Origin of the sequence: Wukongibacter baidiensis, from assembly GCF_050888315.1 — a bacterium.
GTDB lineage: Bacteria > Bacillota > Clostridia > Peptostreptococcales > Caminicellaceae > Wukongibacter > Wukongibacter baidiensis.
Genome location: NZ_CP138202.1, coordinates 2,280,295 through 2,292,926, shown reverse-complemented (window position 1 = coordinate 2,292,926; position 12,632 = coordinate 2,280,295). Strand labels below are relative to the sequence as shown.

Annotated in this window: 14 protein-coding genes; 9 read left to right on the top strand and 5 right to left on the bottom strand. The window is 30.3% G+C overall.

From position 1 onward, the window contains the following. The first annotated feature begins 631 nt into the window (after nt 1-631). On the top strand, nt 632-847 hold the full coding sequence (locus R9X47_RS10400; RefSeq protein WP_432666755.1) for a hypothetical protein: 216 nt from the start codon (nt 632-634) through the stop codon (nt 845-847). A gap of 214 nt (nt 848-1,061) precedes the next feature. Further along, nucleotides 1,062-1,811 carry a peroxide stress protein YaaA gene (gene yaaA / locus R9X47_RS10395; protein WP_432666754.1) on the top strand — a complete coding sequence of 250 codons (750 nt, stop codon included), beginning with the start codon at nt 1,062-1,064 and terminating at the stop codon, nt 1,809-1,811. 386 nt (nt 1,812-2,197) lie between these two features. Here yaaA and R9X47_RS10390 read toward each other — a convergent pair whose 3' ends face one another. After that, nucleotides 2,198-3,799 (bottom strand): NTTRR-F1 domain, encoded by a 1,602-nt coding sequence (locus R9X47_RS10390; RefSeq protein WP_432666753.1) that lies wholly within the window; start codon nt 3,797-3,799, stop codon nt 2,198-2,200. A gap of 490 nt (nt 3,800-4,289) precedes the next feature. Between R9X47_RS10390 and R9X47_RS10385 the strand changes: the two genes are divergently transcribed. From R9X47_RS10385 to R9X47_RS10375, 3 genes are all read left to right on the top strand, one after another. Continuing rightward, entirely contained in the window at nt 4,290-5,144 is an 855-nt protein-coding gene (locus R9X47_RS10385) for a DUF2785 domain-containing protein (protein ID WP_432666751.1), read from the top strand. A 96-nt stretch (nt 5,145-5,240) separates the two neighbouring features. After that, nucleotides 5,241-5,648 carry a hypothetical protein gene (locus R9X47_RS10380; RefSeq protein WP_432666750.1) on the top strand — a complete coding sequence of 136 codons (408 nt, stop codon included), beginning with the start codon at nt 5,241-5,243 and terminating at the stop codon, nt 5,646-5,648. Nucleotides 5,649-5,854: 206 nt separating this feature from the next. Then, nucleotides 5,855-6,901, top strand: a complete 1,047-nt coding sequence (locus R9X47_RS10375; protein WP_432666749.1) for a DUF2804 domain-containing protein — start codon at nt 5,855-5,857, stop codon at nt 6,899-6,901. A 159-nt stretch (nt 6,902-7,060) separates the two neighbouring features. Here R9X47_RS10375 and R9X47_RS10370 read toward each other — a convergent pair whose 3' ends face one another. Further along, nucleotides 7,061-8,134 carry an NADH:flavin oxidoreductase gene (locus tag R9X47_RS10370; RefSeq protein WP_432666748.1) on the bottom strand — a complete coding sequence of 358 codons (1,074 nt, stop codon included), beginning with the start codon at nt 8,132-8,134 and terminating at the stop codon, nt 7,061-7,063. A gap of 206 nt (nt 8,135-8,340) precedes the next feature. Beyond that, complete coding sequence (locus R9X47_RS10365; protein ID WP_432666747.1) at nt 8,341-8,733, bottom strand: winged helix-turn-helix transcriptional regulator; 393 nt, start codon at nt 8,731-8,733, stop codon at nt 8,341-8,343. 259 nt (nt 8,734-8,992) lie between these two features. On the opposite strand from R9X47_RS10365, the gene R9X47_RS10360 reads away from it, so the two are divergent. The 4 genes from R9X47_RS10360 (at nt 8,993) to R9X47_RS10345 (ending at nt 11,201) form a co-directional block, all read left to right on the top strand. Continuing rightward, entirely contained in the window at nt 8,993-9,280 is a 288-nt protein-coding gene (locus tag R9X47_RS10360; protein ID WP_432666746.1) for a putative quinol monooxygenase, read from the top strand. A gap of 332 nt (nt 9,281-9,612) precedes the next feature. Next, entirely contained in the window at nt 9,613-10,083 is a 471-nt protein-coding gene (locus R9X47_RS10355; RefSeq protein WP_432666745.1) for a GNAT family N-acetyltransferase, read from the top strand. A gap of 265 nt (nt 10,084-10,348) precedes the next feature. After that, nucleotides 10,349-10,816: a hypothetical protein gene (locus tag R9X47_RS10350; protein ID WP_432666744.1), complete on the top strand. Its 468-nt coding sequence runs from the start codon at nt 10,349-10,351 to the stop codon at nt 10,814-10,816. A 91-nt stretch (nt 10,817-10,907) separates the two neighbouring features. Next, nucleotides 10,908-11,201, top strand: a complete 294-nt coding sequence (locus tag R9X47_RS10345) for a zinc-binding dehydrogenase (RefSeq protein ID WP_432666743.1) — start codon at nt 10,908-10,910, stop codon at nt 11,199-11,201. A 78-nt stretch (nt 11,202-11,279) separates the two neighbouring features. On the opposite strand, the gene R9X47_RS10340 is transcribed toward R9X47_RS10345, so the two are convergent. Together R9X47_RS10340 and R9X47_RS10335 are read right to left on the bottom strand one after the other, a co-directional pair. After that, nucleotides 11,280-11,918 carry a hypothetical protein gene (locus R9X47_RS10340; protein WP_432666742.1) on the bottom strand — a complete coding sequence of 213 codons (639 nt, stop codon included), beginning with the start codon at nt 11,916-11,918 and terminating at the stop codon, nt 11,280-11,282. Next, nucleotides 11,908-12,615: a YjjG family noncanonical pyrimidine nucleotidase gene (locus R9X47_RS10335; protein ID WP_432666741.1), complete on the bottom strand. Its 708-nt coding sequence runs from the start codon at nt 12,613-12,615 to the stop codon at nt 11,908-11,910. The genes R9X47_RS10340 and R9X47_RS10335 overlap by 11 nt, the downstream gene beginning before the upstream one ends. Nucleotides 12,616-12,632 lie beyond the last annotated feature (17 nt).

The window sequence follows — 12,632 nt, the reverse complement described above, 5'->3', positions numbered from 1 at the left end:
TTAATAACAAAACTATAAAAGCCAGATTTTGAATTGTACAAAAAGCAATAAGCTTTATAAGTTCCTTAGGAACAAAGGTATTAACTTTGATGCTTTTAAAAAAATTAATGAAATAGATTTTGATCTAGATTAGTCGCAAAATGTGGGGTTAACGAAGAGATACTAATATGATAACTAAGCAGCAAATTTTATGAAAATCATAAACAATAACCGAAGTATAGTTGAGGAGAGTATTAATATTATTATTGCTTTTACAATAGAAAAGTTGCCTTTAAATACCTTATTAAAATATGGAGATATCCTTAATAGAGCAGGAAGAACAAAATAAAAATAAGCTATTAATATTATGGGACCTAATAGAATAAGAAATAGGATTTTGAAAATAAAGTACTCATCACTCAAACCTTTCATCTCCTTAAGTAATTACAATGTATAGGTGTCGCGACGGTTCTGTCGACACCCGACAGTTCAACTTTTCACCCCTATATGCGATTGCAAAATTGTTTTTTTTAGGTTTGATTATGTTAATAATATCTTAAAGTAACGCTAATGTTAAACAATAGATTATTCTTTATTTTTTGATTTAACGAAATGATTATAAATTTCATATATCAATGCTGTTATAATAGAAATGATAGAAGAAATAAAAAGAGCTACTGAAAAAAACAGTTCGTACAAGCCTGCAAATAACCCTGTTTTAGCTTCACCCGCTGAATATAGTAATATTCCAATTAGAAAACTTATGATTGAGGGAATATATTTTGCAAATTTGTTTTCTCTATATTTCTTTGCTAATAAGAATGTTACAATGATGGGTGCAATAATTATGACTATCGTAAAAAAGTAATAAAATACCATCCATAATAGGCCTCCAAATTGTATTAATATTCACATTATATCAGTTTTACTGAATCAAAGAAAGTAATAGATATTAGTAACAGATAAGGGGACAGAGAGCTATCTGAAGTAGAGGGTATGATATTATAATACTTATGGAGAAAAAGTGAGCAAGACTCCAGTTGCACCAATCACTTATTGATTTACAATAGAAGGAGGCAATTATGAGAATCATTATTTCACCCGCAAAGAAGATGAGAGTAGATACAGATTCCTTAGATTATTACAGGCTTCCACAATTTATAAAGGATTCAGAAATTCTCCTAGCATATTTAAAGGAATTAGATTATGAAAAACTAAAATCAATATGGAATTGTAGTGATAAAATAGCGGCTCTAAATTATGAGCGAATTCATAATATAGATTTGTACAATAATCTGACTCCAGCTATCCTTTCATTTGAAGGGATTCAGTACCAGTATATGGGTTCAGAAGTGTTTGAAACCAAAGAATTTGAATATCTTGAGAAACATCTACGTATTCTGTCTGGATTTTATGGTATGCTACGCCCCTTTGATGGGGTTGTTCCTTATAGGTTAGAAATGCAGGCAAAGTTGAGAGGTGACGTTTTAAACTCGCTTTATGAATTTTGGAGCAGAAGACTAGCGGATAAACTTTTTTCGGAAAGTAACTGCATTATAAATTTGGCATCTAAAGAGTACAGTAAATGCATTTCCAAGTATTTGAGCAAAAAAGAGAGATTTATTACTTGTGTATTCGGAGAAATAATTGGAAAAAAGGTAGTTGAAAAAGGCACTTTAGTTAAGATGGCAAGAGGCGAAATGGTAAGATTTATGGCAGAAAAGCAAATTGAAGATGTAGAGGATATCAAAAGTTTTAGTAGGCTAAATTATGCTTTTGCAGGACATTTATCGGATGAAAATACATATGTTTTTTTGAAGAAAGAAAAATAATACAGACAAAGGGACTACATAAATGAATGCTTATAGTAATAGCCACAAGCATTTATTGAATGAGGTTTGAAAAAGATAGTTAGTAAAAACGGTGAAATGAGTATAAAAAGTTTTTACACAAATATATAATAAAAGGTGTCAAGGGATAGGTGTGTTGATTAGATGGAAATCGACGAACCTGTCCCTAAGATTTTTTTTGAATCCCTGTATTATAAACATATAGTGGTAGTAGCACCATGATACAACTACCACTATATGTGAGAGAAAAGAATTAAAGACGTTCTATATTATGCTTTAAAGCAAACTTATTACTTTCCCATTAGAGAGTTTTTGGTTTTATTATTCTATTTATTATCTGAAGAATTTTATTTTACTATTAGAAAGCTTTAATTACTATCTAAGATTAAAAGGACTTGTGGGTTACTTTGTACGTAAAATGCTTCTATAGCACTAAATGATGAAGTTTGGATATAGGTTACACTATTATTGGAGTTAACAGTTACTATATAATTATTATCAGAAGAGAGTGCAAAAAATCCAGTAAAACTACCAATATCTAAATGAGACATTTCAGTAAATATATTGGTACTTGTTTGTCTTATAATCTCATAAAGATATGTGCCGTAACTAACTCCTGTTGTATATATAATATTATAATCTTCAGTTAATTCATATTCTATTAACATTAGAGGATCTGATGGTGTTCGGTAATACCCAAATTTGATTGTTTGAATCGCTGAAAAATTATCATAAATATCATACACTTTAATAGCAGCTCCATCTTGATCACTATTCTTGCCCACTCTATATCCTGCATAAAGCAATGTGCCATCTAAAGAGAGCGTTAGGCTTTTTAAATGCTTCTTACCACCATACTTTTCACTTTTAATAATAGTATTGGTAGATAATTCTCCTACATGGAAATGATGACCATCATCATAGCCTATTATAAAATATTGATTATCAAAGGTAATGACTAAATGTTTAGGGTCGGCTTTTTTTATTTCAAAATTGTCAGTGACTGTATTACTAGATGTGTCAATGACAGAAATAGAATGGCTTCCATTATTAATTACATATAATAAGCCAGAATTAGGTTGCCCATCATTGGTAAGAGCCATGGTAACTGGATTACTCTGTACAATGATAGAAGTAGTTAAAGTATTTGTGGAAGTATCAATAACTGAAACGTAGCCATTGCTTGTAGATGAGTCATGATTTGCTATATAAACAGTAGACTCATCTGAGTTAACTAAAATATTTCGATTAAATTGAAATGAAGGTTCCCCAGGTAAATCAATGGTTGCTATAACCGTATTGTCAGATACCTGAATAACAGAAACTGTCCCATCCTCATTTGCAACGTAGATATATTGTTTATTTTTTACGGTTAACTGTGCCATTGCTACAGGACCTTCGCCAACAGTAATAGTATCAAGATTAGTACCAACAACTGATACAGTATTGGTACCAGAGTTTCCTACATATGCTGTAGGGACACTGATTTCCTCTTTTATGCTTATTAAAGCAATATTATCAATTACTACATCTGTTGTGAAGGAAGATGCCATTTTCATAATGGTCAATTTGGCAAAATATGAATTGGCAGGTACTTGTAAACTATTTTGATGTATGGTTTTATAAGTTGTTCTAAACCAATCTGATAGTTGTCCCTTTAATATACTTAAATTAATACCATCTTTGATGGGTCGACCAGACAAATCTAAAAATTCTAATACAACTTTTATAGGGGGTGAGATTCCTTCTTCATCGGTTGTTACAGAGATGGTTAGATTATAGCTTTCACCAGGTATAACATTTATAATTTGTTCAATACTTGCATCAACTTCTTTACTTGTCAAAACTGCACTGAATTTCCCTGTCATAGAAGGCGATAATTTAGATTCAATGTGAGCATTACAACCTATCCATGGGTCTAGCGTGCCATCTTCAAAGTTGCTATTTTTTATTAAGTTTTGAAATAGCATGATACTATCCTCCTTTCATTTTATAGTTTTTTATTATAAAGTTGTCTACTTTGCACTACATAGTATGTATATTGAATAATTATGTGAATGCTTGTTCAATCTATTAAGCGTCAATTTTTTCTACAATGGACACTCATTAGGCTATAAACAACTTATTGATCTATATGACATTGATGAATATGTGGGTCAAGCGGTTGTAACTATTGATAAATTTTTTAAAAAAGATACAAATAATGCTTAAAAATATTTATTATTAATGAAGGACTAGGTGTTGTGACGGTTCTGTTGACACCTTAAAAAATCTCTTAAAACTTCAAGTATGTAAGGGAGACGAGATTATTGGCAATATGATGATAACGAAATTATAAAGGCCAGACCCCGCTTGTTCCTAATTATCGAACTAATACTGACATACATATGTCAGTGTTAGTTTGATATAATCGTGTTAGATTAAGAGCTAATCATTTATTAGGACAGGGGGAAAGATGCAGTGGAAAAAAAGAGAGAATTAAAGAGTCAGCTTTTAGAAATTAAAAGCAATGATTGGGAGATTCCAAATGATGTAGATATTCGAGAGCTTGCATTAGAAGCAATGGACAATATAGGAGTAAAGGATCAAGAATTAAGGGATAGCTTAATATTAACTTTTCTATATAAGTTAATTACAGAAAGAAAGCTTTCAAAGGATGTCATAAGAGAGCTGTTAAATAAATGCCTAAGCGATAAGCATCTTTTCTATAAAATAGGGGAAAAGAAAGATGACTCAGTATTTAATAGAGGTTTTACAATATTGATTGTTCGATGGATAGTATATTATCATAACAAATTTGGAGAAGATCTATTAAGTAAAGAAGAAATGATAAAAGTTTTTGAGGACGTTGTTAAGTATGTAAGGTTGGAAAAGGATGTAAGAGGTTATGTAGAAGATGGAGGCTGGGCACATTCTCTAGCCCATGCAGCGACTGCTTTGAGAACACTGGCTCTATGCAATTACATACAAAAGGATGAGTTATTAGAACTACTAGAAGTTGTAAAGGAAAAAGCTAGCATAAGTTATTATGTACATATAACTGAAGAAGCTGAGAGATTGGTTATGGTAGTTATAAATATTATGTCAAGAAATATACTCATTGAGGATGAAATTATCGATTGGATAAGAAGTTTTAATGAACTTGGAGAACCTAGTCATAGTGCTGAAAAATTTTATTGGAAAGAAAACATACAGGGATTGCTTAGAGCACTATACTTTAGGTTAAAGTTTAAAAAAGGTTCAATTAAAATTATAAATGAGATTGAAAAGATTTCACATAAATTTAATCAATTTCATAATAATATGAAAGAATAGTATAAAATATTATTCAAATACACTATTATATACCATTTCTAAGATATTTTTGAGAACTGCATATTTGTTAGAAATTTTAATTATAGGGGGATATTTATGAACAATGAGATGAAGATTAAAGAACTAATAGATAATTTCTATGAGATTATTTCTGGGAAAGCAGAAGAAGAGAGAAATTGGCATCGTTTTAGGAATTTATTCTTTAAAAATGCACATTTAATGCCAAGTAGATTTAATAGTAATAAAGAATGTGTAAGTACACCGATAGATGTTGAATCTTATATTCTAGGATTAGATAATTTTTTAAAAACGAAAGATTTTTACGAGTATGGTTTAAACTACGAAATAAATATTTTTGGAAATATTGCTCATGTATATAGTGAATATGAAGCTAAAAACTCCTTGAAAGATAATGAAATAATTAAAATAGGCGTTAATTTAGTGCAATTAATCAATGATGGAGATAGGTGGAAAATATTAAACATGTTATGGCAAGATAAATGAATATAGATAAAAATTAAAGTATATATCTCCCTAGGTAACCTATATTTCGCCTAGGTCATAATATAATAAAGAGGTTCCAATGAAGCTATTAATTTATGGATATCTAAAACTCTCGTAAACGCTGAGGATTTGAATATGTATAAATCAAGTTTTACTCTAAGAAGTTATTGCTAAATTTTACATACTTCTTTAGGGAGAGTGGCAACATGACTATTTATCAAAGAGAGGTTTTAAACCCACCTGTAAATTTAGTTTACAATGGGATTTGCAATTTTGGAACCTTTAATGGTCCTATAAAAAACATTAATATATTATCGGTTAAGAGACCATTTGAAACACCATTGCCCCAAATATATAAAAAACTTCGCTTAAAGGAATGGCAGGCATTTCAAGCTGGGAACAGCAAAGTCTTTATGCTGGGAGCTATTTACAATACAAAGGTTATTGGACTAGTTATTTTATCTATATATGATATAGATAAAAAGAAGAGATATTTTATCAAAAAACTTGTTCCAGTATGTAAAATAGAAATAGGCAAAGGCATGTATGATAGCCAGAGTCAATACAATTCAGATGATTTAAGTATGAAAATTAAAAATAAGATTATAAATAATAGAGTGTTTATTGAAGCCAAACATAGTAAAGATTGTTATCGTCCAGAAATTGATCTAAAGCTGGAATGTTTCCATATTACTGAGCCTATCGTTATATGTCATCCATTAGGGAAAAACAGACCCCTTTATTCCCATAAAGCACTAATGCCAATGAGGGGTATATTAAGAATCGATAATGAAGAAATACATTTTAATAAATCTAATTCCTTTACAGCTATAGATGATCATAAAGGGTATTATCCTAAGACTTTAAAATATGATTGGATTACTGGTATGGGTCATCTTAAGGATGGAACATTGACTGGATTCAATCTAACTGATAATCAAGTTATTAATCCTGAAAAATATAATGAAAATTGTTTATGGATAAATGGAAAGATGATTCCGTTAGATCCAATTAAAGTTAAAAGAGAGTATGGAGATACAGAAGTATGGCACATTCAGGATAAATATCGTATGGTTGATTTGAAATTCTATCCTAAGGTAAAAAATAATATCAAGTTTAAACTTATGAATATGTATTGTGACTATGAGGGACCTTTTGGAATATTTGAAGGATACATTAAAGGACCAGATAATAATATTGTAAAGGTTGATAACTTTTTCGGAATGGGAGAGAAAAAGATATATAGAATATAATTGAAGCAGACCTCATTAAAGAATGAAGTATTTATAGATAAGGCGTCAGGCTAGAACATGCACTTCAAAACAATTATCCATTAGTTTATGTTTTATGTGTTCTAGCCTGACATCTGACACTGTACATAATTCAATACTCGACTTTTTGACGGATTACATTTACTTATTCAGAACGCATCTGATTCCTTTAGGGCCATTGCACTGATAGCATGAAGTACATCTTGCCTTTTCACCTTTTTTCCATCGTTTAACTAAATCAGGATCACAAATAAATGGCCTACTAAAAGAAACAGCCTCAATGTGATCAAAGTTTATAAGCTCTTGAGCCACTTCTTCAGTACGAATACCTCCAACAGATATGAGAGGGGTTTGAACTTCCTTAGAAAGTTCAATGATGTGATTTTTAAAATAGGGATCCTTTCCATTGTAGTTAACTGTCGGTCTCCTTGATCCTCCTATTTCACTTGGAAGTCCACCACTAACTTCAATGGCATCATACCCTGACTCTGCCAACACTTTCGCAATTTCTTTGCCGTCTGGGAATTCTAGCCCCTTTACATCATCATTCATAAAATCGTCGACAGATAATTTTATGAATACTGGGAAATCTCTACCACATTTCTTTGCAATGGCCTCTCTGATTTCGACTAAAAATCTTGAACGATTTTCAATAGATCCACCGTATTCGTCAGATCTTCTGTTGTAAAATGGTGATAAAAATTTATTCAACAAAAATCCTGATGCAGCATTGATCTGAACACCATCGAAATTTGCCATTTTGCTACGTAGAGCAGCATCACTAAAACATTCAATAATATTGAAGATATCATCATTAGTCATTGCTTTGGGTATAATTTTCGAAAATCGGTCTTGAACTGCGGAAGGCCCTAAAGTTTCATAGTCGATTTTACAAAACACTTGAGATCCGCCGTATAAAAGTTGAGCAAGTATCTTGCCCTCTGCTTCATGAACTGCACTGGTTAGCTTTTTAAAAGAATTAATATAGGAATCATCATAGATTCTCAGTGAAGTATTGAGTACTTTTTCTTCTGTCACTTCTATTGAACTTGTTATGATTAATCCCACTTCTTCTTCTGCCAGTTTCTTGTATATATCTATGATCTCTGGAGTAACAGTTCCATCGAACGTCATATTCTCATGGGTTCCAGAACGTACAAAACGATTTCTGACTTCAATCCCACCTAGATTGATCTTTTCATATAGTGACTTCATTAAAAAACCTCCTTGGATTGTTTAGGTTTAGTATATATGAATAATATGCATTTACAAGTACCTACTTTATTGTAGGATACTATACATATGGTAAGTATAGTATGATTTCGATGGTGGGAATAATTATGTGCTATAAAGCTTAGATGCCATTTCATTTCGTTCTAAAATTTATTCAAAAAATGGCGCTCAATCAGAGCACCATTACTTCATATAGTGTTATTTTCATTCATATCTTTAAATGTTATTGGATCACGTACTACAACTAGATTATCGTGAGATTCAATAAATTGATCTCCCCATTGAAATAATAAATCAATAATTGGCATGAGGCTTTTACCATGTTCTGTCAATGAATACTCTACCTTAGGTGGGACTTGATTGTATACTTTTCGTCTAACGATATCATAAGATTCAAATTTTTTTAGTTGCTGTATTAGCATTTTTTCGGTAATTCCTACTACTTTGTCTCTAAGTTCTCCAAACCGTATAGTACCTTTATTTCGTAATACATATAAGACCCACATACTCCATTTACCACGGATTATATCTATAGTGAAGTCTAGGGAGCATGAATATTCCTTATCATTAATATTTGACATACATACACCTACCTACTTTTTTGATTTATATAAAATTCATCATCTTGATATAGTCTCTATACTTACCTTATGTATAGTATTATACAAAAAAGTAGGTACTTGTACAATCGAATGATGAGCTATAAACTATAGATAACTAGAGGATGCTAATAATTTTGAATTCAAAGAATAATTAACTAGCTTCAAATGTATGGTTTGATTGCAATAAATGAATAATAATGAAACAATAATCTGAAATTAAAATAAGGAGAGATATATTATGGTAACAGTTATCGCAAAATCATATCTTACAGAGGAAAATAGAGAGAGACTTTTAGAAATGTCAAAACAATTAGTGGAGATTACTGTAAAACAAGAAGGTTGTATTAGGTATGATGCTTACCTAGATGAGAATGACCCAAATATAATGATTATGGTTGAAGAATGGGAATCAAAAGAAGCCTTAAACAATCATACTAATTCAGATTACTACCATAAGATTGTTTCAGAATCGGCTGAGTATATTACTCAAATGCCTGAAGTGCATATCTGTAAAAAAGTGCTTTAACAACCTGTGAAATAGTGAGATTAAATAAGATGAAATTAGAGAAAAATAACAAAGAGATGGAAAATTAAACAGCAACAAGAGCTAAATAGAAGATTATAAAGAAAAATGCCTATGACAGTTGTCATAGGTGATTTTTATGAGAATTTTTATATTTTACGAAATTGGAAAATATAACAAAGGTGTTTTGTAAAAGAATATAGAATATAGAAAGAGTATGGCGATTTAAGAGGTTAGTTCTATGTAAAAAGCTAGTATATCTTATTTAAGAATAGAGAAGTGCATTTAAAGATGCACAAATACTAAAGTATAATGATGGATAAGGGAGAAAGGTTATGATACGAATTGAGACTGAGAGATGCAAGATTAGGAATTTTATTGAATCAGATATTGATGAATTTATAATATATAGAAATAATGAATCTTGGATGCAATATCAAGGATTCAAAGGGCTATCCAGAGAGGAATATAAAAGTGCACTTCTTAAAGACAGTTCATTAGAAGTTGGTATACAACTAGCAATTGTTTCAAAGTTAAATGATGGATTAATAGGTGATGTATATTTAAATAAATCTGATAATGAATATTGGATTGGTTACACGATAAGTCCTTCATATGCGAGACAGGGCTATGCCTATGAAGTGGTTAAAGGAGTAATAGAGTGGCTAAAGAAACAAGGTGCTATGAAAGTATGCGCAGGGGTATTACCAAAGAATATTCCATCAATAATGTTGCTAGAAAAATTAGGGTTTGTCTATTCTGAAATGGATGAATCTGGAGAGAAAATATATTTGTTAGAATTATAAATTCACGGTTAAATTCATAGTTACTATGACAAAACATGATATGAATTTTTTGAAACAAGGTTATCTGGGAAATGATTGGGGTCTGACTTTTATAATTTTGCTATTTATATTTATTTTAATAACAAAATTATAAAAGCCAGACCCCCATTTGTTCATAAAATATTAAGAAACAGTAATTGGAGGAAATGTTAAAATTAATAAAGAGAAATAATAACAGTGTCAAGAGAATGGGGTTGTTGACGATACGGGGAAGGTGATTAGAAAAATGAAAAAGGTATTTATTGTATTATTGATAGGTCTAGTAAGCCTGATGTTTATTTCTTGTAAACAAGCTAATGAAGGTAGCAGCAATAAGGATTTGTATATCGGTCACATAAGCATAGAGAAAAATACACTTTATTTAGATGAGGTTGAATGGATAACCTATGAAGACAAAGACCGTATAAAAGAATTAGGTTTATCTCAACAAAATGATATGCCGAATGGGTATTATATTTACAATCCAAGTTCAGATACAGTATCATTTGAATTAAATGAAGAAACAGTATACAATTTTATCGATTGGGGCAACGATTTTGTCGATGAGAATGAAGATAGAAATTACAGCACAACGAATAAAGAAGAATTCATAAAATACTTAAATACTTATTCCGACAAAGGGGCTAAAGTTCCGTTTTGGATTGAAACCAAGGGTGGCTATGTAATGAGAGTTACAGAACAATTTGTAAATTAATACATCAAATCAGCATAATCTTTAAGCACTTATATGTAGCACTTTTAATGTTAGACGACACAAACAAATTTTTGATTGAGGCAAAACTTCGTTGTCACGATGTAAAAGCTCACTAGAGCAACAAGGATTCTATGTTTTAGCTGTCTTTGGTTATAGAGAAATATTACAAATGTTATGGACTTCAAAGATAGGTAGCAAGAAAGTAGTAGGGGGAATAGCAACAGAGTCTAATGAAGATTTAATCTTCCTCAAAGAACTTATTGAGGAGGGGAAGATTAAATCGATCATAGATAGGCTCTATCCCTTTGAAAAGATAGCAGAAGCTCATGGGTATGTCGAAAAAGGACATAAAAAGGGAAATGTAGTTATAACTTCGGGGTCATAATAATTTATCATAATTGAATTCATTTAAATAGTCTCGTTTAACCTCAACAATAATATTTGTTGAGGTTTTTTTATATACTCATTCTTTGCTTGTCAACTTGTATTTTAAATATATGCTTTTTGCTAGGTTAATTGAAGCAGATAATAAAATCAAACTTATAATAGTTCCTTCTCTAACAAAAAACTGGATTTTAAAAAAGTATGATAGAGTGATAGAAAGTACTATAAAAATGATATCAAATGAATACCTGAGTTTTAAAAAACTATATTTGAGCATACCTGATAATGCATGGCAAAGACTTTCTAAAGGAAATGTTATTATATTTAGATTAATAATCATTCCTGTAGATAGCCCAGCTATTGTTGTGCCGATAATAAATGTTAATAATTTTGATAAATAAGAGTCTAAATGTAAATATGGTGTTACATAATAGATAGATGCATTTATAAAAAATCCTAAAAGTATAGTAGATATAATTTGAAGACTATATTTTATAGGAGTTGAAAATGATGTTAAGAGCATATATCCTAACAAAAATATCAAGTTTAGTATTATGGTTATAGTACCTATTTTTATACCTGATGCATTAGAAATTGCAAGGTTTAAAGAGTTAAAACAGCTTACACCAATATTAGCTCTTATAGTAAGGCTGATTCCAAAGCCTGTTATACAGTAGCACAATAGAGTATAAATATATTTATATGTTTTATTCATCATAAACCCCTCTCGTAGTTAAAATGGACATTAGTTCTAATAAATCTCTAATTTCATAAGTAGTTCTAGCACCAGTGTTTTTCTGTCCTGTAGGATTAAACCAGATTGAATCAATTCCGACATTTATAGCTCCTTGTATATCTGAAGTTAGACTATCACCTATCATTAAACTATTATAACTATTCATTTCTGGATATTTATTAAAAATTGCTTTATAAAAATTTACATTAGGTTTTTCAAATCCTAATTCGTCAGATATAAAAATATCATCAAATAGACTAATTAATTTTGAATTTTTTAATCGTATTCTCTGTGTAATTGCTACACCGTTTGTTCCAGCAAAAATAGTATATCCCTTCTCCTTAAGTAGTGATAAAATCTCTATAGCATTTGGCAGTAATTTATGTCCTTGATTTAAATAAGTACCATATTCTTTTTCTATTATATTTCCTTCTACACTATATCCATAATGTTTAAAAAAGTATTCAAACCTTTTTGTTAGCACGTCATTCTTGGTGAGATGTCCATTTTCTAATTGATTCCATAAGGACTTATTAATTTTCCTGTATTTGCTAAGTGAGTTTTTGTTAAATGGTATATTGTTATTTTCACATATGATTTTTAGTGAGTTCCTTTCTGTATCTTGAAAATCGAAAAGTGTATCATCTAAATCAAAAATTAAAAACTTATATTTTTTCATTTTAATCACCTCGCTAG

Coding starts and splice junctions, on each gene's coding strand:
- R9X47_RS10375 (WP_432666749.1), top strand. CDS start 5,855: ATGACTATTTATCAAAGAGAGGTTTTAAACCCACCTGTAAATTTAGTT.
- R9X47_RS10360 (WP_432666746.1), top strand. CDS start 8,993: ATGGTAACAGTTATCGCAAAATCATATCTTACAGAGGAAAATAGAGAG.
- R9X47_RS10355 (WP_432666745.1), top strand. CDS start 9,613: ATGATACGAATTGAGACTGAGAGATGCAAGATTAGGAATTTTATTGAA.
- R9X47_RS10390 (WP_432666753.1), bottom strand. CDS start 3,799: ATGCTATTTCAAAACTTAATAAAAAATAGCAACTTTGAAGATGGCACG.
- yaaA (WP_432666754.1), top strand. CDS start 1,062: ATGAGAATCATTATTTCACCCGCAAAGAAGATGAGAGTAGATACAGAT.
- R9X47_RS10340 (WP_432666742.1), bottom strand. CDS start 11,918: ATGATGAATAAAACATATAAATATATTTATACTCTATTGTGCTACTGT.
- R9X47_RS10380 (WP_432666750.1), top strand. CDS start 5,241: ATGAACAATGAGATGAAGATTAAAGAACTAATAGATAATTTCTATGAG.
- R9X47_RS10335 (WP_432666741.1), bottom strand. CDS start 12,615: ATGAAAAAATATAAGTTTTTAATTTTTGATTTAGATGATACACTTTTC.
- R9X47_RS10350 (WP_432666744.1), top strand. CDS start 10,349: ATGAAAAAGGTATTTATTGTATTATTGATAGGTCTAGTAAGCCTGATG.
- R9X47_RS10370 (WP_432666748.1), bottom strand. CDS start 8,134: ATGAAGTCACTATATGAAAAGATCAATCTAGGTGGGATTGAAGTCAGA.
- R9X47_RS10400 (WP_432666755.1), top strand. CDS start 632: ATGATAGAAGAAATAAAAAGAGCTACTGAAAAAAACAGTTCGTACAAG.
- R9X47_RS10365 (WP_432666747.1), bottom strand. CDS start 8,733: ATGTCAAATATTAATGATAAGGAATATTCATGCTCCCTAGACTTCACT.